This is a genomic window from Bacillus sp. XB1, assembly GCF_053557995.1.
In genome coordinates this window covers 5,001-27,608 of record NZ_JBNRIL010000007.1, presented here as the reverse complement: position 1 = coordinate 27,608, position 22,608 = coordinate 5,001, and the positions used below count along the sequence as shown (strand labels likewise).

The 22,608-nt window shown below is 36.4% G+C and carries 24 protein-coding genes and 7 tRNA genes (1 of these 31 cut by a window edge); 28 read left to right on the top strand and 3 right to left on the bottom strand.

Annotated features, from left to right (window positions below; all coding sequences use genetic code 11):
• Window positions 1-19: 19 nt before the first annotated feature.
• A complete protein-coding gene (locus tag ACK1U5_RS26305; RefSeq protein WP_000766421.1) occupies window positions 20-892 on the bottom strand; it encodes a Cof-type HAD-IIB family hydrolase in 873 nt (290 codons plus the stop codon).
• A 441-nt stretch (window positions 893-1,333) separates the two neighbouring features.
• Here ACK1U5_RS26305 and ACK1U5_RS26300 point away from each other — a divergent pair, with 441 nt between their 5' ends.
• The 14 genes from ACK1U5_RS26300 (at window position 1,334) to uvsE (ending at window position 14,465) form a co-directional block, all read left to right on the top strand.
• On the top strand, window positions 1,334-1,441 hold the full coding sequence (locus tag ACK1U5_RS26300) for a DUF3948 family protein (protein ID WP_000664237.1): 108 nt from the start codon (window positions 1,334-1,336) through the stop codon (window positions 1,439-1,441).
• Between the two features lie 34 nt (window positions 1,442-1,475).
• The gene (locus ACK1U5_RS26295) at window positions 1,476-1,592 is read left to right on the top strand and encodes a DUF3948 family protein (protein WP_000654250.1); all 117 of its coding nucleotides are present in this window, start codon (window positions 1,476-1,478) and stop codon (window positions 1,590-1,592) included.
• 34 nt (window positions 1,593-1,626) lie between these two features.
• Entirely contained in the window at window positions 1,627-1,743 is a 117-nt protein-coding gene (locus ACK1U5_RS26290) for a DUF3948 family protein (RefSeq protein ID WP_000654250.1), read from the top strand.
• Between the two features lie 41 nt (window positions 1,744-1,784).
• Complete coding sequence (locus ACK1U5_RS26285) at window positions 1,785-1,892, top strand: DUF3948 family protein (RefSeq protein ID WP_000664237.1); 108 nt, start codon at window positions 1,785-1,787, stop codon at window positions 1,890-1,892.
• A 43-nt stretch (window positions 1,893-1,935) separates the two neighbouring features.
• Window positions 1,936-2,046: a DUF3948 family protein gene (locus tag ACK1U5_RS26280; RefSeq protein WP_001083690.1), complete on the top strand. Its 111-nt coding sequence runs from the start codon at window positions 1,936-1,938 to the stop codon at window positions 2,044-2,046.
• Window positions 2,047-2,439: 393 nt separating this feature from the next.
• Window positions 2,440-3,558 (top strand): 4-hydroxyphenylpyruvate dioxygenase, encoded by a 1,119-nt coding sequence (gene hppD, locus ACK1U5_RS26275; RefSeq protein ID WP_000810922.1) that lies wholly within the window; start codon window positions 2,440-2,442, stop codon window positions 3,556-3,558.
• 66 nt (window positions 3,559-3,624) lie between these two features.
• A complete protein-coding gene (locus ACK1U5_RS26270; protein ID WP_000673989.1) occupies window positions 3,625-4,581 on the top strand; it encodes a fumarylacetoacetate hydrolase family protein in 957 nt (318 codons plus the stop codon).
• Window positions 4,547-5,719, top strand: coding sequence for a homogentisate 1,2-dioxygenase (locus ACK1U5_RS26265; protein WP_013141710.1), 1,173 nt, complete (start codon window positions 4,547-4,549; stop codon window positions 5,717-5,719). Before ACK1U5_RS26270 ends, ACK1U5_RS26265 begins: the two co-directional genes overlap by 35 nt.
• Before the next feature lie 231 nt (window positions 5,720-5,950).
• On the top strand, window positions 5,951-7,366 hold the full coding sequence (locus ACK1U5_RS26260; protein WP_030029850.1) for an amino acid permease: 1,416 nt from the start codon (window positions 5,951-5,953) through the stop codon (window positions 7,364-7,366).
• A 108-nt stretch (window positions 7,367-7,474) separates the two neighbouring features.
• Complete coding sequence (locus ACK1U5_RS26255) at window positions 7,475-8,746, top strand: MDR family MFS transporter (RefSeq protein ID WP_000799725.1); 1,272 nt, start codon at window positions 7,475-7,477, stop codon at window positions 8,744-8,746.
• A gap of 228 nt (window positions 8,747-8,974) precedes the next feature.
• Window positions 8,975-10,060: a D-alanine--D-alanine ligase gene (locus tag ACK1U5_RS26250; RefSeq protein ID WP_000161427.1), complete on the top strand. Its 1,086-nt coding sequence runs from the start codon at window positions 8,975-8,977 to the stop codon at window positions 10,058-10,060.
• A 62-nt stretch (window positions 10,061-10,122) separates the two neighbouring features.
• On the top strand, window positions 10,123-11,499 hold the full coding sequence (gene murF / locus ACK1U5_RS26245; RefSeq protein ID WP_000595962.1) for a UDP-N-acetylmuramoyl-tripeptide--D-alanyl-D-alanine ligase: 1,377 nt from the start codon (window positions 10,123-10,125) through the stop codon (window positions 11,497-11,499).
• Window positions 11,500-11,804: 305 nt separating this feature from the next.
• Window positions 11,805-13,406 (top strand): DEAD/DEAH box helicase, encoded by a 1,602-nt coding sequence (locus ACK1U5_RS26240; protein ID WP_000206585.1) that lies wholly within the window; start codon window positions 11,805-11,807, stop codon window positions 13,404-13,406.
• 96 nt (window positions 13,407-13,502) lie between these two features.
• Window positions 13,503-14,465, top strand: coding sequence for a UV DNA damage repair endonuclease UvsE (gene uvsE / locus ACK1U5_RS26235; protein ID WP_000961161.1), 963 nt, complete (start codon window positions 13,503-13,505; stop codon window positions 14,463-14,465).
• On the opposite strand, the gene ACK1U5_RS26230 is transcribed toward uvsE, so the two are convergent.
• Window positions 14,458-15,030: a rhomboid family intramembrane serine protease gene (locus ACK1U5_RS26230; protein WP_000908523.1), complete on the bottom strand. Its 573-nt coding sequence runs from the start codon at window positions 15,028-15,030 to the stop codon at window positions 14,458-14,460. The genes uvsE and ACK1U5_RS26230 overlap by 8 nt on opposite strands.
• 93 nt (window positions 15,031-15,123) lie before the next feature.
• On the opposite strand from ACK1U5_RS26230, the gene acpS reads away from it, so the two are divergent.
• From acpS to ACK1U5_RS26200, 6 genes are all read left to right on the top strand, one after another.
• Window positions 15,124-15,483, top strand: coding sequence for a holo-ACP synthase (gene acpS / locus ACK1U5_RS26225; RefSeq protein ID WP_000583417.1), 360 nt, complete (start codon window positions 15,124-15,126; stop codon window positions 15,481-15,483).
• A 156-nt stretch (window positions 15,484-15,639) separates the two neighbouring features.
• A complete protein-coding gene (locus tag ACK1U5_RS26220) occupies window positions 15,640-16,590 on the top strand; it encodes a LolA family protein (RefSeq protein WP_002004297.1) in 951 nt (316 codons plus the stop codon).
• A 117-nt stretch (window positions 16,591-16,707) separates the two neighbouring features.
• Window positions 16,708-17,877, top strand: coding sequence for an alanine racemase (gene alr, locus ACK1U5_RS26215; RefSeq protein WP_000390617.1), 1,170 nt, complete (start codon window positions 16,708-16,710; stop codon window positions 17,875-17,877).
• 308 nt (window positions 17,878-18,185) lie between these two features.
• Window positions 18,186-18,473: an antitoxin EndoAI gene (locus tag ACK1U5_RS26210; RefSeq protein WP_000004570.1), complete on the top strand. Its 288-nt coding sequence runs from the start codon at window positions 18,186-18,188 to the stop codon at window positions 18,471-18,473.
• Window positions 18,474-18,477: 4 nt separating this feature from the next.
• A complete protein-coding gene (gene ndoA, locus ACK1U5_RS26205) occupies window positions 18,478-18,828 on the top strand; it encodes a type II toxin-antitoxin system endoribonuclease NdoA (RefSeq protein ID WP_000635965.1) in 351 nt (116 codons plus the stop codon).
• A gap of 67 nt (window positions 18,829-18,895) precedes the next feature.
• Window positions 18,896-21,064: a Tex family protein gene (locus ACK1U5_RS26200; RefSeq protein WP_061140076.1), complete on the top strand. Its 2,169-nt coding sequence runs from the start codon at window positions 18,896-18,898 to the stop codon at window positions 21,062-21,064.
• 57 nt (window positions 21,065-21,121) lie between these two features.
• Here the strand turns inward: ACK1U5_RS26200 and cmpA are convergent, their stop codons facing one another.
• Window positions 21,122-21,238, bottom strand: a complete 117-nt coding sequence (cmpA, locus tag ACK1U5_RS26195; RefSeq protein WP_001143642.1) for a cortex morphogenetic protein CmpA — start codon at window positions 21,236-21,238, stop codon at window positions 21,122-21,124.
• Between the two features lie 195 nt (window positions 21,239-21,433).
• Between cmpA and ACK1U5_RS26190 the strand changes: the two genes are divergently transcribed.
• From ACK1U5_RS26190 to ACK1U5_RS26155, 8 genes are all read left to right on the top strand, one after another.
• The gene (locus ACK1U5_RS26190) at window positions 21,434-21,892 is read left to right on the top strand and encodes a SprT family protein (RefSeq protein WP_000344242.1); all 459 of its coding nucleotides are present in this window, start codon (window positions 21,434-21,436) and stop codon (window positions 21,890-21,892) included.
• Window positions 21,893-22,005: 113 nt separating this feature from the next.
• Window positions 22,006-22,080: transfer RNA gene (locus tag ACK1U5_RS26185), tRNA-Asn, on the top strand.
• Between the two features lie 3 nt (window positions 22,081-22,083).
• Window positions 22,084-22,174 (top strand) — tRNA-Ser (locus ACK1U5_RS26180).
• 8 nt (window positions 22,175-22,182) lie between these two features.
• Window positions 22,183-22,257 (top strand) — tRNA-Glu (locus ACK1U5_RS26175).
• A gap of 5 nt (window positions 22,258-22,262) precedes the next feature.
• Window positions 22,263-22,338: transfer RNA gene (locus tag ACK1U5_RS26170), tRNA-Val, on the top strand.
• 25 nt (window positions 22,339-22,363) lie between these two features.
• Window positions 22,364-22,440: transfer RNA gene (locus tag ACK1U5_RS26165), tRNA-Met, on the top strand.
• 3 nt (window positions 22,441-22,443) lie between these two features.
• Window positions 22,444-22,519: transfer RNA gene (locus ACK1U5_RS26160), tRNA-Asp, on the top strand.
• Window positions 22,520-22,606: 87 nt separating this feature from the next.
• Window positions 22,607-22,608: transfer RNA gene (locus tag ACK1U5_RS26155), tRNA-Gln, on the top strand (it continues 73 nt past the right edge of the window).

Sequence of the window (22,608 nt, the reverse complement as noted above, 5' to 3'; positions counted from 1 at the left end):
AATTGAAAGAGTCCTTTTTTTATTTACTAGATGAAGTTTGTTTCAATACAAATTGCTCGATTGCGTGAGCAACACCATGTTCATTGTTTGTTAGTGTTACAACATCACATAGCTTTTTTACATCTTCTTCAGCGTTGCCCATTGCAACAGATAAGCCCGCTACTTCTAACATCGGTACATCATTAAAATTATCACCAATAGCAACTGTATCTTCAATAGGGATATTAAAATGAGCTGCCATCTGCTGTATCCCGTTTCCTTTATGTCCATTCTTATCCATAATTTCTAAGTTAGTAGGAGCCGATGCTGTAACCATAATATCAGCATCCTCTTGTAATATACTTAATAGCTGTGCGCGATGCGCTGCATTAAACGTTAAAATGAAGAATTTAGATATTTCTAGTTCTTGGTTATTTACAACATCTTCTATTTTTTTGAAATCAGTAATTAGGTTCGATTTCTTTTGCTTTTCTGTAATTCGTTCAAGTTCCTCTAATGTAACATCAAGCGCATGCTTATTTTCTTCGAATGCTTGCATCACTTGATCTTGCCATGTATATGGAGAATAAACTCCTTTATTTGTATATAGCTTATATGGGAAACCTTCAGATTCTAGTAATTTTGCAAGTTTGTACACTTTGTCGTTTTGTATACAACGCGAGTTAATTACTTTTCCATCCACATAAACAATAGCCCCATTGCTTGCTCCGACTGGAAGAGATAATTTATATTCTTCCAATAGCTTTAAAGCATCCTCTTTCGCACGACCAGAACAGATCATTACAATATGACCGGCTTCTTGTGCAGTTTGGATTGCTTGTAGGTTTTCTTTGGAGATTTCAAGATTAGATGATAGTAGTGTACCATCCATATCTAATGCGATTAATTTCAAAATGACCACCTCTTTGTTTTTATTATACATAGTTATATAGAGGAAACATATAAACTTATCTTGGAAAGACGGTATTTTATCTCATATTAAAAGTAAGTAAAGATTAGATAGGTTTAGTGGCGCTAAATAAACAATTTGTAACAAAAATAGAGAGGAATATGACTACATTTCACTTTATGACTGTAATGTTACACGAATGTTACGAACGTGAACTTAGTGAAAAACGCATTAAATAAAGGTTTTTGAGGGTTATTATAAAAAAACGTAAAAAAAGTGTAATAAATTTTACGTAATTATATTGCAACGTAATAATAGTTATGTTACATTAATGTTACAAACGTTACGTTATCAAATTTAATGTAACGTTAACATAAAAACTATGAAATAAACATTTCTTAGAAATTACATATAGATAACTTATAAAAAGGGAGGATAAATGATATGAAAGAGCAAGTATTACAAGTAACAAAAGGTGACTTCGTAGGATCAGCAAGTGGAGCAGTAGTATTAACAGCGTTAATCGTATTTCTATCAAGCGTATTAGTATAATAGAAGCTTTGTAACAAAAGAAAAAGAAGGGAGAATGAAAGATATGAAAGAGCAAGTATTACAAGTAACAAAAGGTGACTTCGTAGGATCAGCAAGTGGAGCGGTAGTATTAACAGCATTAATCGTATTTTTATCAAGCGTATTAGTATAATAGAAGTTTTGTAATAAAAGAAAAAGAGAGGAGAATGAAAGATATGAAAGAGCAAGTATTACAAGTAACAAAAGGTGACTTCGTAGGATCAGCAAGTGGAGCAGTAGTATTAACAGCGTTAATCGTATTTCTATCAAGCGTATTAGTATAATGGAAGCTTTGTAACAAAAGAAAAAAAGGAGGATAAATGATATGAAAGAGCAAGTATTACAAGTAACAAAAGGTGATTTCGTAGGATCAGCAAGTGGAGCGGTAGTATTAACAGCATTAATCGTATTTTTATCAAGTGTATTAGTATAATAGAAGTTTTAAATTAAACAAAAAAGGAAGGAGAATGAGGGATATGAACAGTGAACAAGTGTTTCAAGTAACAAAAACAGATTTATTAGGATCCTTAGGTGGAGCGGTAATATTAACATCATTTATTCTATTCCTTGCAAATGTATTAGTATGAGATATATAAATACAATCATTCAAAAAAAATAAAGACTCTAACGTATTAGTAAGTAGTTAATATGTTGGAGTCTTTTTTATATTCTTCTTATATACCCTCAAGTATTAAAGTTACCTCATTATCCAGCATTCATGGCTAATTAAACGCTGCGGTTGAAACTTGATTCAACGAATAATCAAAAATCCACTGAATAAAATCCCGCTTTATTTCAAAGAGAAAAAAGTCGAATTTTATATGTAAGAAAAAAAGAGGAATTTGACAGAAAAGATAGAAAATTTTAAAGGTCAGAATTTGTTAGCTTGCTAACTAATTTCTATTAATTAATGTTGGAAGCGTTTTCGGTTGGTTTTAAGTATGGACCATTTAATCTATTTACAGGGGGATGAAGATATTATGAAACAAAAATCTATGGATACGCTAGCTGCACAAATGGAGGACTTTTTTCCAGTACGTGATGTAGATCATTTGGAATTTTACGTAGGGAATGCAAAGCAATCGAGTTATTATCTTGCGAGAGCGTTCGGATTCAAAATTGTAGCTTACTCTGGATTAGAAACTGGAAACCGTGAAAAGGTATCTTATGTTCTTGTGCAAAAAAATATGCGTTTCGTTGTGTCTGGAGCTTTAAGTAGTGAAAATCGTATTGCAGAGTTTGTAAAGACTCATGGTGATGGCGTGAAGGATGTGGCACTACTTGTTGATGATGTTGATAAAGCATACTCAGAAGCAGTGAAACGTGGTGCTGTCGCAATTGCTCCACCGCAGGAATTAACAGATGAGGACGGTACATTGAAAAAAGCAGTTATTGGTACGTATGGTGATACAATTCATACGCTTGTAGAGCGTAAAAATTATAAAGGGGCATTTATGCCAGGATTCCAAAAGGTAGAATTTAATATTCCATTTGAGGAGTCTGGTTTAATTGCTGTTGATCATGTAGTTGGTAATGTTGAAAAAATGGAAGAGTGGGTTAGTTATTACGAGAATGTTATGGGCTTTAAACAAATGATTCATTTTGATGATGACGATATTAGTACAGAGTATTCGGCGTTAATGTCAAAAGTTATGACGAATGGAAGTCGTATTAAGTTTCCTATTAACGAACCAGCAGACGGAAAGAGAAAGTCACAAATTCAAGAGTATCTAGAATTCTATAATGGAGCTGGTGTACAACATCTTGCTTTATTAACAAGTGATATTGTTAAAACAGTTGAAGCGCTTCGTGCAAATGGGGTGGAGTTTTTAGATACACCTGATACTTATTACGATGAGCTAACTGCACGAGTTGGAAAAATCGATGAAGAAATTGATAAGTTAAAAGAATTAAAGATCTTAGTAGATCGTGATGATGAAGGTTACTTACTACAAATCTTTACGAAACCAATTGTAGATCGTCCGACTTTATTTATTGAAATCATTCAACGTAAAGGTTCTCGTGGATTTGGTGAAGGAAACTTTAAAGCGTTATTCGAATCAATTGAAAGAGAACAAGAGCGTCGCGGAAACTTATAAGATTTGTATCCACCAGCAAAAGTCCCTTTGCTGGTGGAAATTTCATTTTTATAAGGAGGAATCAGGATGAAATTTGTTACATTTTGTCTTCCTTCAAAAGAACTACGGGCTGGATGGCTTGAAGGTGACAAAGTAATAGATATGAATCTTGCTAGTGAAGGGAAAATCCCTTCTTCTATGATGGATTTTTTAGAGAAAGCGGATGAGTATGTAGAAGTAGTGCGGAATATTAAGAATCCAAATAAGGGTATATATGCTTTAGAAGAAGTACAATTGACAGCTGCTCTTCCTAATCCGAGTAGTATTCGAGATTTTTACGCATTTGAACAACATGTAAAAACAGCTCGTGGACGAAGAGGATTAGATGTTGTGCCTGAATGGTATGATATTCCGGTTTTTTATTTTACTAATCATCGTGCTGTAATTGGTTCCGGTGATTTTGTAATTGGTCCGAAAAAGTCTAAAAAGCTTGATTATGAGTTGGAGATTGCTTGCGTAATAGGAAGAGAAGGGCGAAATATTTCTCGAGAGCAAGCAGAGGAATATATTTTTGGTTATTGTATTATGAACGACTGGAGTGCGAGAGACTTACAAGCAACAGAAATGAAAGTAGGTCTCGGTCCAGCGAAAGGAAAAGACTTTGCAACTTCATTAGGAGCACATCTCGTTACGAAAGAGGAATTAGACGTTTATCGTAATGGTGATCGATATAATTTAGAAATGACTGCTCATGTAAATGGAAAACTATTATCAAAAGGAAACTTCCAAGATATTTACTATACATTTGCTGAAATGATTGAACGTGCTTCAGAGGACGTTACGTTATATCCAGGAGATGTGATTGGTTCTGGGACAGTAGGAACAGGATGTATTTTAGAACTGGGTACAGAAGAGTGGCTACAAGATGGAGATGTTGTAGAACTGTCGATTACTGGTTTAGGTACACTACGTAATACGATCAAAAAAGAAAAGGAAGCGGGTGATGGGCATGTTTTATCGTCACATGGGAGAACTACCTCATAAACGACATGTACAATTTCGTAAAAAAGATGGGTCGCTTTATCGTGAACAGGTAATGGGAACAAAAGGTTTTTCTGGTACGCAGTCTATTTTGTATCATCATTATATGCCAACAGAAGTAGGTCATTCTGCATTATCGCATTCTTGTCAGTTGCAGTATGAAGAGGATGTTGCTCTTTCTCATCGCCACTTTCGAACGAAAGAAAGTAAAAAAAGTGGTGATGCAATAAGTGGACGGAATTTCATACTTGGAAATGAAGATTTATTAATTGGAGTAGTGAGTCCAACAGAAAAAATGGATTATTTCTATCGTAATGGTGATGGCGATGAAATGTTATTTGTTCATTATGGAACAGGGAAAATTGAAACGATGTTTGGAACGATTCACTATAGAAAAGGCGACTATGTAACGATTCCAATTGGAACGATTTATCGTGTTATTCCAGATGAAGGAGAGACTAAGTTTCTTGTTGTAGAGGCAAATAGCCAAATTACAACGCCGCGTCGTTATCGAAATGAATACGGACAATTGTTAGAGCATAGTCCGTTTTGTGAAAGAGATCTTCGTGGTCCAGAAAAATTAGAGACATATGATGAAAAAGGCGAGTTTGTCGTAATGACAAAATCAAGAGGCTATATGCATAAACATGTTTTAGGACACCACCCGTTAGATGTTGTTGGATGGGATGGCTATTTATATCCGTGGGTATTTAATGTAGAGGATTTTGAACCAATTACAGGGCGCATTCATCAGCCACCGCCAGTACATCAAACATTTGAAGGACATAATTTTGTTATTTGCTCTTTCGTACCACGTTTATACGATTATCATCCAGAGTCAATTCCAGCACCATATTATCATAGTAATGTTAATAGTGATGAAGTTCTTTACTATGTAGAAGGAAACTTTATGAGTCGCAAAGGTGTGGAAGAAGGTTCTATTACACTTCATCCGAGCGGGATTCCCCATGGACCGCATCCGGGGAAAACAGAGGCAAGTATAGGGAAGAAAGAGACGCTTGAATTAGCTGTTATGATAGACACATTCCGTCCGCTTCGTATTGTAAAACAAGCACATGAAACAGAAGATGAAAAGTATATGTATAGCTGGATTGAACAAGGTTCATATACTGTGAAATAAGTAAAAAAGGCATGCTCTCAATAAGGGGACATGCCTTTTTTACGGAATCGACATGTATAATAATATCAAAAAAATAATGGAAAGATATATAGAAAGAATAATAAGGATCGTGCATATTCAGAAGAATTTCTACTTGTTTCGACAAAAGTATTGACTAGGAAAAGCGTAATGAGTAAAATAAAAAAGCGAATTAAAAATTTTCAGAAAATTTAAAACTTGGAGGAGTGAAAGATGAAGCAAATTTTTCAAAAGAAGCCAATTGCAAAGTTAATGCATGAAAGTAAGCAAAAAACGTTAGCAAGAACATTGGGTGCGCTAGATTTAACTATGCTTGGAATCGGAGCAATTGTTGGAACTGGTATTTTTGTTCTAACGGGTGTTGTGGCAGCGAAACATTCTGGGCCAGCTATTATATTATCATTTGCGATTGCCGCGTTAGCTTGTGCCTTTGCTGCATTTTGTTATGCTGAATTTGCTTCTTCAGTTCCTGTCTCGGGCAGTGTGTATACGTATACATACGCGACGATGGGGGAAGTGTTCGCATTTTTAATTGGCTGGGACTTAATGCTTGAATATTTACTTGCTACATCTGCTGTAGCAAACGGTTGGTCTGCATATTTTCAATCTTTATTAAAGGGGTTTGGAATTCACATTCCGACTATTCTCTCCTCGGCTCCTGGTACAGGAAAGGGTGGAATAATTGATTTACCTGCAGTTCTAATTATTTTAGTGATGACAGTTCTTTTATCTAGGGGTGTTCGTGAAAGTGCACGAGTAAATAACATTATGGTATTTATTAAAATAGCAGTTGTTCTTATTTTTATCTTTGCTGGTTTTAATTATGTGAAACCTGAAAACTGGACGCCCTTTATGCCATTTGGTTTAGATGGTGTAATGGCTGGAGCGGCTACAGTATTCTTCGCATTTATAGGATTTGATGCAGTTTCAACAGCGGCAGAAGAAGTGAAACGTCCGCAACGTGATTTACCAATTGGTATTATTGCATCGTTATTAATTTGTACAGTTCTTTATATCGTTGTTTCGCTTATTTTGACAGGGATTGTTCCATACGGCCAGCTAAATATATCAGATCCAGTTGCTTTTGCACTTCAATTTATTGGACAAGATGGTTTAGCGGGGGTAATTTCAGTAGGAGCAATTACAGGAATTACAACAGTAATGCTAGTTATGATGTATGGGCAAGTTCGTGTTTCTTATGCGATGAGCCGAGATGGTTTACTGCCGAAGCGTCTTGCTAAAGTTCATCCGAAATTTAAAACGCCATTTTTAAATACATGGACAACGGGGATTATTGCGGCACTGATTTCAGGATTAATAGATTTAAATGTTTTAGCACATCTTGTAAATATGGGGACATTGTCAGCATTTGCACTCGTAGCTGTTGCGGTAATCGTAATGAGAAGAACTCATCCAGACTTACCAAGGGCATTTAAGGCTCCGCTTGTACCATTTTTACCAGCATTAACAGTGATTTTCTGTTTATACTTAATGCTTCAATTATCGGGGACAGCGTGGATTAGTTTTGGGATATGGATGGTTATTGGTATAGCGGTTTACTTCTTATATAGCCGAAAACATAGTGCTTTAAATAATAGTAAAAAAGATGAAGATGTTGCAAATTTATAAGCGAAAAAATCCATTCTAATTCTGTTAGAATGGATTTTTTTATTTGAAAATTTACATTTTTCTGAACTTGTTATAAGATAATTGTTGGCTAACTAAAGGGGTGGAATGATGAAAAATACGTGGCGTGAGTTAAGGGAGATGGACCGTAACGTATGGATTCGATTTATTGGAGAGACGTTAAATGGAATTGCAATGATGATGTTAATGCCTTTTTTTGCATTATATTTAAAAGATAAGGTAGATTCGTTGTTGGAAGTTGGGGTTATTATGGCGCTTTCTCCAATTGCTGCAAGCTTTGGATCACTTATAGGAGGGAGAATTGCTGACATATATGGAAGAAAGCCTATTATGATATTTTCTATGGCAAGTAATGCATTATTAATGCTCGGTTTTCTATTTATAGAAGGATTTATTCCATATGCAATTTTATCTATTTTTTTAGGGTTGAGTAATTCTTTATTTCATCCAGCTGCATCAGCTATGGTCGCAGATGTAACGGCACCAGAAAAAAGAACAGAGGCATATGGTTTATTACGAATGGGACACAATATAGGTGCTGCGATTGGTCCGATAATGGGAGCATCAGTAGTTGTGTTGTCAAAGAACCTTGTGTTTATTATTGCCTCTTCTACAATGCTATTTTATGCGTTACTTGTATTACTTCTTATTCAAGAGACGATGCCAAAAAGGACAGATAGGGAAGAACATAAAGAAAAGGAATCTGGGGCAGTTTGGAAAATTGTAATGCGAGATAAGGCATTAATGATTTACTTATTAGCAGGTATTATTATTTCGATGGGGTTTTCTCAAACGGAAGGCATGTTGCCACTACATTTTGATAATGAAATGAAGCGTATTTTTGGAACGAATAATCCATATCCATATTTAATGGCGTTAAACGGATTATTAGTTGTTTTATTCCAGTTTCAAATTTCAAAATGGGCTACGGATAAACCAGTCGGGAAGACGATGTTATATGGTGCATGTTTATTCGGGATTGGATTATTTTTTATAGGGTGGTTACCGAAGTGGTTTGGAGAATTTAATACAAATGCTACAATTATTTTAATAACACTACTGTTCGTTTATGCTATATATACGTTAGGTGAAATGATTATGTCGCCTGTACAGATGACATTTGTAGCAAATTTGGCCCCTGAGCATTTGAGAGGGACTTATATGGGAGCTGCAAGTTTGCAGTGGATTACAGGAAGCGCATTTGGTCCACTTTTGGGAGGTTTTTTATTAGATCGATTACTTGGTCACTTTCTATTTACAATTTTAGCTGTAGGATGTGTAGTTGCAGGTATTGTATATGTTTCTTTAGATCGCCTTGTGGAGCAAAGGCAAAAAGAAACACTAACCAAACAATCTTCTTAGTGAATAGGTGACATACACAAAAAAGGGGATTTCTACATATTTTAGGTACATAACTAGATTAGATTGCCATTTTATTTTGTGTAGCTATATAGAAAATGAAATGAAAAACCAATAAGTGATGTTATTTAATTATTTATGGAAGTTACATTTTATTTCAAATAGGAACTACCTATTTTTATAAAAAGTGCTAAAATAGAAAAATGAAAACAATTGGTTAGGGTGATTTCATTGACGAAAATTAAATTAGGTTTATTATATGGTGGAAAATCAGCTGAGCATCAAGTTTCGCTACAGACGGCTCTTGCTGCTATTAAAGCGTTAAATCAAGATAAATTCGAGATTCATCCAATTTATATTACAGAACAAGGTCAATGGGTACGCGGTGAGCGTATTGAAGGCGAAGTAACAGATGTTGAAGCTTTAAAAATGAGCGGTGCAGAAAATGCGATTTCTCCGTTATCATTAAGTACAGAAATTATCCCATCTGCAGCTTCTGAGGAGAATGCTATTGACGTTATTTTCCCATTACTACATGGACCAAACGGTGAAGATGGAACGGTTCAAGGACTATTAGAATTAATGAATATCCCTTATGTAGGAAATGGTGTTCTAGCATCATCTGCTGGTATGGATAAAGTTGTTATGAAAAACATCTTTGCAGAGGCTGGTTTAAAACAAGCAAAATATGCATCCTTCATTCGTAGTGCATGGGAAAAAAATCGTGAGGAAGCTTATTCTAAAGTAGAAGATAAGTTAGGATATCCTTGCTTCGTAAAACCAGCGAACCTTGGTTCAAGTGTTGGTATTAATAAGTGTAAAAATCGTGAAGAACTTGAGGATGCATTTGTAGAGGCATTCCAATTTGATCGCAAAATTATTGTAGAAGAAAATATTGTAGGTCGTGAAGTAGAAGTTGGGGTACTAGGTAATGATGAGCCGAAATGTTCAGTTGTAGGTGAAATCGTTCCGAAAAAGGACTTCTATGATTATAAGTCGAAATATATCGATGGTGATACGGCGCTAATTATTCCAGCTGAAATGACAGAAGAAGAATCTAATGTAATTAAGCGTGATGCAATTATTGCATTCCAATCATTAGACGGTGCAGGTTTAACGCGAGCTGATTTCTTCTTAACGAAAGATGGAGAAGTGTATATTAACGAAGTAAACACAATGCCAGGATTTACACCGTTCAGTATGTTCCCTCTATTATGGCAACATACTGGGTTACCGTATCCAGAATTAATCGAAGAGCTAATTCGTTTAGCGATTGAACGTCACGAAGAAAAACAAAAAATTAAATATACAATCTAACAAAAAAGGAGGAAGCACTATTCGTAGGAATAGTGCTTCCTCTATGTAAGGAGCGTTTCTATATGATAAAGCGAATGTTAAAGCAAGTGGAACAGATGGTAAATGGTACTGGATTAGCAGAGCAATATGAGGGAATTACTATTCAAGGCGTGTCTATTGATACAAGAAAAATTGAAAAAGGAAACTTATATGTTCCGATTCAAGGGGAGCGCTTTGATGGACATGCTTTTGTAGATAAAGCTGTTGAAAATGGAGCTGTGGCTACATTATGGATGAAAGATGTAGCGAATCCACCTGAGAATCTTCCGGTTATTTTTGTGGAAGACACGCTATCGGCATTGCAAATGTTAGCGAAAAACTATCGCGATCAATTGGATGTTAAAGTTGTAGGTGTAACGGGTAGTAACGGTAAGACATCTACGAAAGATATTGTAACAAGTCTTCTTGCGACTAAATTCAAAGTGCAAAAAACAGAAGGGAACTTCAATAACCATATCGGATTACCTCTTACCATTTTAAACTTAGAAGAAAATACAGAAGTAGCAGTATTAGAGATGGGTATGTCAAGCCGAGGCGAAATTGAATTCTTATCTAAGTTAGCTCGTCCTAATGCAGCTATCATTACGAATATTGGTGAGGCACATTTAATGGATTTAGGGTCTCGTGAGGCAATTGCTGAAGCGAAATTAGAAATTGTTACAGGGTTACAAGAAGGTGGCGTGTTCGTATATAACGGAGATGAGCCTTTATTAACGAATCGTGTTCCTGAAATGAATTTAGCAGCAGAAACGGTTACGTTTGGTGATGCAAGAGCAAACGATTATTATCCAACGACTGTAACATTACAAGCAACTGGGACACATTTCAAAATGAATAGAGATGAAAATATTTCATTCTACTTACCTGTGTTAGGAAAACATAATGTGTATAATACACTTGCTTCAATGGCAATTGCGAAACATTTTGGTGTAACGTGGGAAGAGATGAAAGAAGGTTTAGTAACACTTCAAATGACGGGCATGCGTATGGAAATTGTGAAAACAAATAGTGGTTTAACAATTATCAACGATGCTTATAATGCAAGTCCGACGGCTATGGAAGCAGCATTCCATTTAATGAATGGTTTAGATGGTTTTGCTAAAAAAATCGTTGTGCTCGGTGATATGTTAGAACTTGGAGATCAAGAAGTACAGTTCCATTATGAGGTAGGAAAATTAATCGATCCAGCAAAAATCTCGTATGTATTCACATACGGTAGATTAGGGGCTCAAATTGCTGAAGGAGCGAAAATTAATTTCCCTAATGAACGTGTAAAGGCGTATGATAATAAAGAAGAGTTAGTAAAAGATTTACAAGCAGTAGTCGATGTGAAAGATGTTGTATTAATAAAAGCATCTCGCGGTATGAAATTAGAAGAAGTAATTACGATGTTGAAATAATTGGTGTATATAAATAGGGATGATAGTTACGAAAATAGAAGAAACTTATAATAAGCGCTTACAGTAAATATAAAAAAATAAAAGTGAAGAAAAAAACTCTGAATATGAAAATAAGGTAACAGTTGGGTTTGCTTTTTACACATACAAAACTTATAATTGATAAAGTGTAATAACGTTTAGAAGTATTTTCGTGAAGAATATACGCCCGTTTATATACGTGAGCATTCAGGAAAAGGGCTTTTCCGCAAATTCGGAAAACGCCTTTTTTTAAATGATAAGTATAGGATAGAAAAGGAGAAGTAACATTGACAACATTTCGAGAATTAGGATTAAGTGATTCTTTACTGCAATCTGTTGAAAGTATGGGCTTTGAAGAGGCTACACCAATTCAAGCTGAAACAATTCCACATGCATTGCAAGGTAAAGATATTATTGGGCAAGCGCAAACAGGTACAGGGAAAACAGCAGCATTCGGATTACCACTACTAGATAAAGTGGATACACATAAAGAATCGGTTCAAGGTATTGTTATCGCGCCAACGCGTGAATTAGCAATTCAAGTTGGAGAAGAATTATACAAAATTGGTAAGCATAAACGTGTTCGTATTTTACCAATTTATGGTGGTCAAGATATTAACCGCCAAATTCGTGCTCTAAAAAAACACCCACACATTATTGTTGGTACGCCGGGTCGTATTTTAGATCATATTAACCGTAAAACACTTCGTCTGCAAAACGTAGAGACAGTTGTTCTTGACGAAGCGGATGAAATGTTAAACATGGGCTTCATTGAAGACATTGAAGCAATTTTAACAGATGTGCCAGAAACACATCAAACATTACTATTCTCAGCGACAATGCCGGATCCAATCCGCCGTATTGCTGAGCGTTTCATGACTGAGCCTCAACACATTAAAGTAAAAGCAAAAGAAGTAACAATGCCAAACATTCAGCAGTTCTATTTAGAAGTGCAAGAAAAGAAAAAGTTTGACGTGTTAACACGCTTATTAGATATTCAATCTCCAGAGCTTGCAATCGTATTCGGTCGTACAAAGCGTCGTGTTGATGAATTATCAGAAGCATTAAACTTACGTGGTTATGCTGCAGAAGGTATTCACGGTGATTTAACTCAGGCGAAACGTATGTCTGTATTACGTAAATTTAAAGAAGGTTCTATTGAAGTTCTTGTTGCAACAGACGTTGCTGCACGTGGTCTTGATATTTCAGGCGTAACGCACGTATATAACTTCGATATTCCACAAGATCCAGAATCATACGTTCACCGTATCGGTCGTACTGGTCGTGCAGGTAAAAAAGGTATTGCAATGCTATTTGTAACACCACGTGAATCAGGACAATTAAAAAATATCGAGCGTACAACAAAACGTAAAATGGACCGCATGGATGCACCGACACTTGACGAGGCATTAGAAGGTCAACAACGTTTAATCGCTGAAAAGCTTCAAAGCACAATTGAAAATGAAAACTTAGCATACTACAAGCGTATTGCAGAAGAAATGTTAGAAGAAAATGACTCTGTAACAGTAGTAGCTGCTGCTTTAAAAATGATGACTAAAGAGCCGGATACAACTCCGATCGCTTTAACATCAGAACCACCTGTTGTTTCAAGAGGCGGCGGTTCTAAAAAACGCGGCGGTAACGGAGGCGGATACCGTGATGGTAACCGTAATCGTAGTCGTGATGCACGCGGCGGTGGCGATGGACGTAATCGTGACCGTAACCGTGATGGACGTAATCGTGACGGAAACCGTGATCGCAATCGTGATGGTAACCGCGATCGTAATCGTGATGGTGGTAGTCGTGGTCGTAGAGGTGAAGGCCAAGGGCGCCCTGGTTCTTCAAATGGACGCGGCGAAAGAAAACATCATAGCCGTCCACAAGCTTAATAAAAAAAAGAGAATGCCCTTTGCGGGCATTCTCTTTTTTTTATTTCTATAATTGTGCATACTACATAATAGTTATGATAGAAAAGGGGCTGTTATATGCTTGTAAGGCTTGGTTACGTTGCGATGAGTGTACATTTGAAGAATGCATCTCCATCTCAAACGATGACGTATGCACAGTTTCAGAAATTAGATGATCGTGCTGCTGCAATTCGTAAACTTGAAAGAATTGCTAATTCCAATTTAGAAAATTGTTTACGTTTATTAAAGCATAATAAAGGGCATGACATATCTTTCTTTCGGCTCAGTTCAAAGCTCATTCCTTTAGCGAATCATGAGGAATTGCTAGAGTGGAACTATATTCGTCCTTTAAAAGAAAATTTAAAAAAACTAGGTGAATATGCAGTTCATATGAATATGAGAATTGATTTCCATCCAGATCATTTTGTTGTACTAAATTCACCTGAGGAGAGTGTTTTTAAACAATCTGTAAAAACATTGCAGATGCACAAAAAATTATTAAAAGGTATGGGGATTGAACATAAGCAACGATGTGTACTGCATGTTGGAGGAGGATATAAAGATAAAGAACTTGCATTAGAGCGCTTTATAGAGAATTGGTCGAATGTCCCAAGGGGTATTCAAGAAATGATTATATTAGAAAATGATGATACAACCTTTACGTTAGAGGAAACATTATATTTAGGAGAAAAATTAGATATTCCCGTCGTATTTGACTTGCATCACCATATGATGAATAATGAGCAAGAAGATTGGTATGAAGACTGGGCACGTGTCGTTCATACGTGGGAAACGTCTTTGTTGCCGGTTAAAATGCATATCTCTAGCCCTAGAGAGGGAAAAGATCCAAGAGCTCATGCAGATTATATTAATGTAGAGGCATTTTTATCTTTTTTAAGAAGGATAAAGGGAAGTGTTCCGCAAATTGATTGTATGATTGAGGCGAAGATGAAGGATGAGTCTTTATTTCAATTAATGAGAGATTTAAGTGAACAAGTAGATGTAGAAATTATCGATGGTGCAAGCTTTTATATTAAATAAGCTTTGCACCATCGTTTTTTTTGGTTAAAAAAGGGGTTAAAATGCCACCGGTTATTAAACCTGTTAAATGACTGATCGGATTGGCAGAAGGGTTAAAGAAAGTAAATAGCAGTAATAGAAGAATCATAATTGAGAAAATGGCAATTTCTTTTGGTTTTGAAGAGCGGTATCGATTGTACAATAAAAATAACTGTGCACCTAATAGTCCGAAAATACCACCTGATGCACCTGCGTGAATATATTCAAGCGGCATAATAATATAAGAAGAAATATTTCCAGAAATTCCAGAGAGAAAAAATAGAATAAAAAAAGAAAAGTGTCCGAGTTGTTTTTCGATAGAAGAACCAAGAGCAAACAAAAAAATACTATTAGAAAGAAAATGTTGTAAGTCTACGTGTACGAGAAGAGAAGTTATGACACGCCACCATTCTCCTTTAGCGATATATTCATTAGAGGCTGCCAGTGGCAAGAGAAAAAAGTCGCCTAATATCATCATGACTAAATGAATAAGAAGTAAGGTAAGAATAGTCGGTTGTAAAGAAATATGAGTGGATCTTATTAGCATACGGTTACTTTCACCCCTTTTGCATCAGAAAGATTCTCTGTTATTCTTATCAATATGAAAGAAGAAAGTTAAATAGAAGAAGGGGATTTCGAAATGATTATAGGGATTGGTATCGATATTATTGAATTAAATCGTATTGAAAAAATGCTAGATGGAAAGCTTAAATTTATGGAACGTATTTTAACGGAAAATGAACGTAATGTTGCTATGGAGCTGAAAGGAAGTCGCCTTACAGAGTTTGTAGCTGGAAGGTTTGCAGCGAAAGAGGCGTATTCAAAAGCTGTAGGTACTGGTATCGGAAAAGAAGTGAGTTTTTTAGATATTGAAGTGAAAAATGATGAAAGAGGTAAGCCAATTCTGATTACAAGTACAGAGTATATTGTTCATTTATCAATTAGTCATAGTAAGGAATTTGCTGTTGCTCAAGTTGTTTTAGAAAGCTCGTCACGCTAGTCTGCATATTTTATATCTTTGTCTCATATATTTGAGGTAGCGATAAGGAAGGTACATCTTCCATTCATTTATAGGGGCAAAGGGGCTGAATTGATGAAAAGGCGTCTGTTTTTAGTTCTTGTCGGTTTGTTGACCGTTTTTGTGTTGGCGGGTTGTATGGAAAAGAAGCAAGATGATGTCGTGAGAGATTTAGAATCAAAAGTAAAAGGGATGAAAAGTTATCAAGCTGAGGCAAAATTATCTATTAAAACAGGCAATGAGCCTCAAGAGTATAACGTAGAGATTTGGCATAAGGAACCGTCTTTTTATCGTGTGAATTTAAAAAATGCAAAAAAAGATCAGAGCCAAATTATTTTGAGAAATGAAGAAGGTGTATTTGTATTAACGCCAGCACTTAATAAGAGCTTCCGTTTTCAAAGTGATTGGCCGCAAAATAGTAGCCAGGCTTATTTATATGAATCACTTGTAAGAGATATTTTGCAGGACAAGAAAAACCTTACTTTTGAGAAAACAGATAAGTATTATATTTTTAAAACAAAAACAAACTATCAACATCAAAATATGTTGCCGAGACAAGAGATTACATTGAATAAGAGCGACTTGACTCCAGTTTCAGTGAAGTTAATGGATAATGATCAAAATGTTCTTGTGAAAGTAGATTTCTCTAAAGTGAAATTCGATGCGAAATTTGATAAAGGTGCATTTGATACGAAACAAAATATGTCTAGAGCACAGGTAGATGTTCAAACAACAGCGAAAGAAGACAAACCGTTTGCTATTTTGTATCCACTTGATACACCACAAGGTATGACTCTGCAAGATGAAAAAGAGTTGAAGACAGACAGTGGCAAGCGTGCGATACTCACATACACTGGAAATAAGAAATCCTTTACTTTAATACAAGAAAAGGCAAAAGTTGCAGAGGCATCATCAGCGGTAAGTGTAAGTGGAGAACCAGTTGATCTTGGGTTTACGATTGGTGCATTAACGAAAGACTCTGTAACGTGGTCGCATAACGGAGTAGAATATATGCTCGTGTCTAAAGGTTTAGAGCCGAAGGAGCTGTTAATGGTTGCTCGTTCAGTTACAGCGAAGCAGGTGAAGTAAACTTCTTAGACGTGGTGATATATGTGCACCACGTCTTTTCTTAGTTTGAAGGTGGATTTCATAAAAGAAGCATATAAAAGAATAAGCTTCGCATATCGTGTATAAGGAAGTGTATTTATGGAAGAAGCACCATTTTACCGTGACACTTGGGTGGAAGTGGATTTAGATGCCATTTATAACAACGTTACACATATTAAAGAGTTCATCCCAAGTAATGTAGAGATTTTTGCTGTAGTTAAAGCAAACGCATATGGGCACGATTATGTACCGGTGGCTAAAACGGCATTAGAAGCAGGTGCAACAAGGTTAGCTGTTGCTTTTTTAGATGAAGCTTTAGTGCTTCGGAGGGCTGGTATTACTGAACCGATTTTAGTGTTAGGTCCCTCGCCGCCGCGTGATGTAAATGTAGCTGCTGAAAATGATGTAGCGCTAACTGTTTTTCAAAAAGAATGGGTGGAAGAAGCAATTAAACTTTGGGATGGTTCATCTGTAATGAAATTCCATATTAACTTTGATAGTGGTATGGGGAGAATTGGAATACGTGAAAGAAAAGAGCTAAAAGAATTTTTAAAGAGTTTAGAGGGTGCACCGTTTTTAGAGTTAGAAGGAGTATACACGCATTTTGCAACGGCAGATGAGGTTGAGACTTCGTATTTTGATAAGCAATATAACACGTTCTTGGAGCAGTTAAGTTGGTTGAAAGAATTCGGAGTGGATCCTAAGTTTGTTCATACAGCTAATAGTGCTGCGACGTTACGTTTTCAAGGGATTACATTTAATGCAGTGCGAATTGGGATTGCAATGTATGGATTATCTCCTTCTGTAGAAATACGTCCTTTTTTACCATTTGAATTAGAACCGGCGCTATCACTTCATACGAAAGTCGCTCATATTAAACAGGTAATTAAAGGTGATGGAATTAGTTATAACGTCACCTATCGAACGAAAACTGAAGAATGGATTGCGACTGTAGCGATTGGCTATGCAGATGGGTGGCTTAGAAGGTTACAAGGATTTGAAGTGCTTATAAATGGTAAAAGGGTACCGATTGTAGGGCGAGTAACAATGGATCAGTTCATGATTCATCTTCCTTGTGAAGTGCCACTTGGTACGAAAGTTACGCTTATTGGAAGGCAAGGAGATGAGTATATTAGCGCTACAGAGGTTGCGGAATACTCAGGGACTATTAATTATGAAATTATTGCAACAATCAGTTTCCGTGTGCCAAGAATATTTATACGGAATGGTAAGGTTGTAGAGATAATTAATTACTTGAACAATATATAGAAGGTAGTATGATTGCTTCTTGTCATTGGAGTGACTGTTCATTGCTGGATAATAAGCTCTTTTTGATGAGAAGCTTTTTACTTATAATCATTTTTTATATAAGTTGCACGTAAGTTTTGAAGAGGGGTTCTATTGTTTTGAGTTAGTTATGAGATAAAAAATTTAAGAAGATGAATGTTTTGTTTGTGAATTGGAAAACATAAGCAAGGAATAAGGAAGTCTTTGCAACAGGCTCCATACAATGGTATTATTACAATAGGTGTCATATATATATTTGGGTGTGTAGTTGACGGTGGAGGTGTATTTTTGTGTCCGAATCAAGTGTAACTACTGAAATCGTGGTTCGGTTGCCAAAGCAAATGGTAACGGAATTGGACGGAATTGGAAAACAAGAGAATAAGAATCGCCATGAACTAATTTGCCAGGCAACACAATTGTTATTGCGTCAACATAAGACGAAGAAACGCTACCAACATGAATCAATGCGACGTGGGTACATTGAAATGGGAAAAATTAATCTTGGTATTGCATCTGAAGCTTTCTTAGCAGAGTATGAAGCAGCTCATACAGTAGAACGCTTAGTTAGCGGGGGGTAATATTTTGATTGTAAAACGCGGCGACGTGTATTTTGCAGACCTTTCCCCAGTTGTTGGTTCTGAGCAAGGAGGCGTTCGTCCGGTTCTTGTCATTCAAAATGACATCGGAAATCGTTTTAGTCCAACGGTGATTGTAGCGGCTATTACTGCACAGATTCAAAAAGCGAAATTACCCACTCATGTGGAAATTGATGCGAAAAAGTATGGTTTTGAGAGAGATTCTGTTATTTTACTTGAGCAGATTCGAACAATCGATAAGCAACGCTTAACGGACAAAATCACTCATTTGGATGAAGTGATGATGAGTCGTGTAGATGAAGCGTTACAAATTAGTTTAGGACTAATAGATTTTTAAATCGGCAGTTTAAGTTGCTCTCTTTGAAGGGCAACTTTTTTTATTATAGAGGAGGTTACGGTTGTATATGGAAATGGTAGATAATCGACAAGCGTTAATGAAAATGTTAGTGAAAGAATTAGGCTTTACCGAAAAGCAAGTTCGTCATGTTATTCAATTAACAGAAGAAGGTAACACAGTTCCATTTATTGCTCGTTACCGAAAAGAATGGACAGGCTCTTTAGATGAGGTGCAAATTCGTACGATTTTAGAGAGATGGCAATATATGATGCAACTTGAAGATAGGAAGGAAGAAGTTCTTCGTCTTATTGATGAGAAGGGGAAACTGACAGAAGAGCTACGACAGCAAATTGTTAAAGCTACAAAGTTGCAAGAAGTAGAAGATCTATATCGTCCATATAAAGAGAAAAGAAGAACGAAAGCGACAATCGCTAAAGAAAGAGGATTAGAACCATTAGCTGAATGGTTATTGTTATATAAGAAAGAAGATCCGGCTAAAAAGGCAGTGGAATTTATTAATATAGAGAAAGAAGTGCAATCTGCAGAAGAAGCTTTACAAGGTGCACAAGACATTATTGCAGAAATGGTTTCAGATGAAGCTGCGTATCGTAGTTGGATTCGAAATGTTACTTTTAGAAAAGGTGTTATGTCTTCGTCCGTGAAAGATGAAGAAAAAGATGAAAAGAATATATATGAAATGTATTACAGTTATGAAGAACCATTGCAAAAAGTAGTACCACATCGTGTATTAGCAATGAATCGTGGCGAGAAAGAAGATATATTGAGAGTTGCTGTTGTTCCGCCAGTAGATGAGATAGTAACTTTCTTAAATAAGAAAGTAATTCGTGATAACGATTCGAAAAGTGCACATTATGTACAATTAGCGATTGAAGATGGTTATAAACGATTAATTCAATCTTCAATCGAAAGAGAAATTCGTAAAGAATTAACAGAAACAGCTGAAGAACAAGCGATACATATTTTCTCTGAGAACTTACGTAACTTATTATTACAACCTCCGATGAAAGGGAAAGTCGTGCTAGCGGTAGATCCGGCATATAGAACTGGTTGTAAATTGTCTGTAGTAGATGATACGGGGAAAGTACTACATATCGATGTTATTTATCCGCATCCACCTGTTCGTAAATATGATGATGCAAAAACGAAAGTTCTTTCTATTATAGATAAATATCAAGTTGAAATGATTGCAATTGGTAACGGGACAGCATCTAGAGAAACAGAAGAGTTTATAGTAGATGTATTACAAAGTGTGAACCGAGATGTCTTTTATATTATTGTAAATGAAGCGGGTGCTAGTGTATATTCAGCTTCTGATTTAGCTCGTGAGGAATTCCCAAATTTACAAGTTGAAGAGAGAAGTGCCGTTTCTATTGGAAGACGTCTGCAAGATCCACTTGCTGAACTTGTGAAAATTGATCCTAAATCAGTTGGGGTTGGACAATACCAACATGATGTATCTCAAAAGAGACTGAATGAGTCATTAACATTTGTAGTAGAAACAGCTGTTAACCAAGTTGGGGTTAATGTAAATACGGCTTCGGTTGCATTGTTACAATATGTTTCAGGTTTATCGAAAACTGTTGCGAAAAATATTGTGGCAAAGAGAGAAGAAGATGGGAAATTCACAAAGCGCACGGAATTAAAGAAAATCCCGCGTTTAGGTGCAAAGACGTATGAACAATGTATAGGTTTCTTACGTATACTAGAAGGAGCGAATCCATTAGATCGAACAGGTATTCATCCGGAGCAATATAAAAATGTTGAATTGTTATTGAAGAGTCTAGGGTTATCGATAGATGACGTAGGACAACCGCAATTACAAAAGAGATTGGAAGAAGTAGAGATTTCTAAGTTATCTCAAGAAACAGGAGTTGGGGAGCCGACGTTAGTTGATATTATAGATGCGCTTATTAGTCCAGAAAGAGATATGAGGGATGAGTTGCCTAAACCACTTCTGAAAAAAGGGATTTTGAAATTAGAAGATTTAAAACGTGGTATGGAACTAGAAGGAACAGTTCGTAACGTTGTTGATTTTGGTGCTTTTGTTGATGTTGGCGTAAAGCAAGATGGTTTAGTACATATTTCTAAACTTAGCAAACAGTTTGTAAAGCATCCGTTAGATGTTGTGTCAGTAGGGCAAATTGTAAAAGTATGGGTAGATGATATTGATACAAAAAAAGGACGCGTTGCACTATCTATGTTGCCGATTGAATAGTAAGAGAAGAGAGCAGACGAAACTGCTCTTTTTTTATGGAATAAAAAGTGTAATGGATTATGAGCTTTGATGTATTTTGCTATAATAAAACCAGCATTCATTTAATAATTTAATTTGATACCGGTTTTTTTCGAAATATGCACGTTGCATTTGTTTTTTTAGCCACGTAGGCATAGGAATCCCTCCTTGTTTAATCCTGCTCTCAAAAATCTAAAATGCTATTGATGAGAGGTTGGTGAGTGGATTTCTATTCATGTTTTGTTTTTAGAAACCACGTTTCTTACATGAGGATGGGTATATGTACTATTTAATATATGTATAAGAAGGGAGAAAAGTGTAAAAATATTTTTTTGTTTAGGAGGAATGAGAGTGGATGAGCAAGAAATTCAGCGACTAGTGGAAGAAGTGTCACTACAATACTTTGAGGTACCGTTCTTACATAAAGCAGTGTTTAATAATAGATTACGTACAACTGGTGGGCGTTATTTATTAAAGAGTCATAATATCGAACTGAATTATCGATATTACGAAGTGTATGGTGAAGAAGAGTTAGTCGGGATTATTAAACATGAGCTTTGTCATTATCACTTACATATTGCAGGAAGAGGGTATAAGCACAGGGACAGGGAATTTCGTGAGTTGTTAAAGAAAGTTGATGCACCACGTTTTTGTAAACAAATGATTAATGAAGAGAAGGAAAAAAAGATTTATAAGTATGAATGTATGGAGTGTTCACTTCAATATGTAAGAAGGCGTCAAATAAATACAAAAAGATATGTCTGTGGAAAGTGTAAAGGGAAACTCAAACCGATATCGAAAACATCTTGACAGTAAAAACGCAATCCAGTATATTATAAACATGTCACGTTTGAACAAGATGTTGTTAAAAACTTCTTGACTTACAGAGAGAATTTTTATAAGATACAAATTGTCTTCATTATTCCGCAGTAGCTCAGTGGTAGAGCTATCGGCTGTTAACCGATCGGTCGTAGGTTCGAGTCCTACCTGCGGAGCCATACAGAGAAGTACCCAAGTGGCTCAAGGGGCTCCCCTGCTAAGGGAGTAGATCGCTAACGCGGTGCGAGGGTTCGAATCCCTTCTTCTCTGCCATACATATTGGCCCGTTGGTCAAGTGGTTAAGACACCGCCCTTTCACGGCGGTAACACGGGTTCGAATCCCGTACGGGTCACCACTTTTGGAGGATTAGCTCAGCTGGGAGAGCACCTGCCTTACAAGCAGGGGGTCGGCGGTTCGATCCCGTCATCCTCCACCATATAATTTTATATGAATAGTATTGTCGCGGGGTGGAGCAGCACGGTAGCTCGTCGGGCTCATAACCCGAAGGTCGCAGGTTCAAATCCTGTCCCCGCAACCAAATGGTCCCGTGGTGTAGTGGTTAACATGCCTGCCTGTCACGCAGGAGATCGCCGGTTCGACCCCGGTCGGGACCGCCATTTTAACTTCTGCTATATAGCAGTTGTTTTTTATTGGACATTATGGTACAATAACATTTGTCTTTGAAAAGAAGATAATTATTTCGATG

Excerpts from the sequence above, each read along its gene's own strand:
- ACK1U5_RS26220 (WP_002004297.1), top strand. The coding sequence starts at position 15,640 with ATGGAAAAGAAGCAAGATGATGTCGTGAGAGATTTAGAATCAAAAGTA.
- murF (WP_000595962.1), top strand. The coding sequence starts at position 10,123 with ATGATAAAGCGAATGTTAAAGCAAGTGGAACAGATGGTAAATGGTACT.
- ACK1U5_RS26280 (WP_001083690.1), top strand. The coding sequence starts at position 1,936 with ATGAACAGTGAACAAGTGTTTCAAGTAACAAAAACAGATTTATTAGGA.
- ACK1U5_RS26300 (WP_000664237.1), top strand. The coding sequence starts at position 1,334 with ATGAAAGAGCAAGTATTACAAGTAACAAAAGGTGACTTCGTAGGATCA.
- ACK1U5_RS26270 (WP_000673989.1), top strand. The coding sequence starts at position 3,625 with ATGAAATTTGTTACATTTTGTCTTCCTTCAAAAGAACTACGGGCTGGA.
- ACK1U5_RS26260 (WP_030029850.1), top strand. The coding sequence starts at position 5,951 with ATGAAGCAAATTTTTCAAAAGAAGCCAATTGCAAAGTTAATGCATGAA.
- alr (WP_000390617.1), top strand. The coding sequence starts at position 16,708 with ATGGAAGAAGCACCATTTTACCGTGACACTTGGGTGGAAGTGGATTTA.
- ACK1U5_RS26200 (WP_061140076.1), top strand. The coding sequence starts at position 18,896 with ATGGAAATGGTAGATAATCGACAAGCGTTAATGAAAATGTTAGTGAAA.
- uvsE (WP_000961161.1), top strand. The coding sequence starts at position 13,503 with ATGCTTGTAAGGCTTGGTTACGTTGCGATGAGTGTACATTTGAAGAAT.
- ACK1U5_RS26230 (WP_000908523.1), bottom strand. The coding sequence starts at position 15,030 with ATGCTAATAAGATCCACTCATATTTCTTTACAACCGACTATTCTTACC.
- ACK1U5_RS26285 (WP_000664237.1), top strand. The coding sequence starts at position 1,785 with ATGAAAGAGCAAGTATTACAAGTAACAAAAGGTGATTTCGTAGGATCA.
- ACK1U5_RS26255 (WP_000799725.1), top strand. The coding sequence starts at position 7,475 with ATGAAAAATACGTGGCGTGAGTTAAGGGAGATGGACCGTAACGTATGG.
- ACK1U5_RS26290 (WP_000654250.1), top strand. The coding sequence starts at position 1,627 with ATGAAAGATATGAAAGAGCAAGTATTACAAGTAACAAAAGGTGACTTC.
- ACK1U5_RS26295 (WP_000654250.1), top strand. The coding sequence starts at position 1,476 with ATGAAAGATATGAAAGAGCAAGTATTACAAGTAACAAAAGGTGACTTC.
- hppD (WP_000810922.1), top strand. The coding sequence starts at position 2,440 with ATGAAACAAAAATCTATGGATACGCTAGCTGCACAAATGGAGGACTTT.
- acpS (WP_000583417.1), top strand. The coding sequence starts at position 15,124 with ATGATTATAGGGATTGGTATCGATATTATTGAATTAAATCGTATTGAA.
- cmpA (WP_001143642.1), bottom strand. The coding sequence starts at position 21,238 with ATGCCTACGTGGCTAAAAAAACAAATGCAACGTGCATATTTCGAAAAA.
- ACK1U5_RS26265 (WP_013141710.1), top strand. The coding sequence starts at position 4,547 with ATGTTTTATCGTCACATGGGAGAACTACCTCATAAACGACATGTACAA.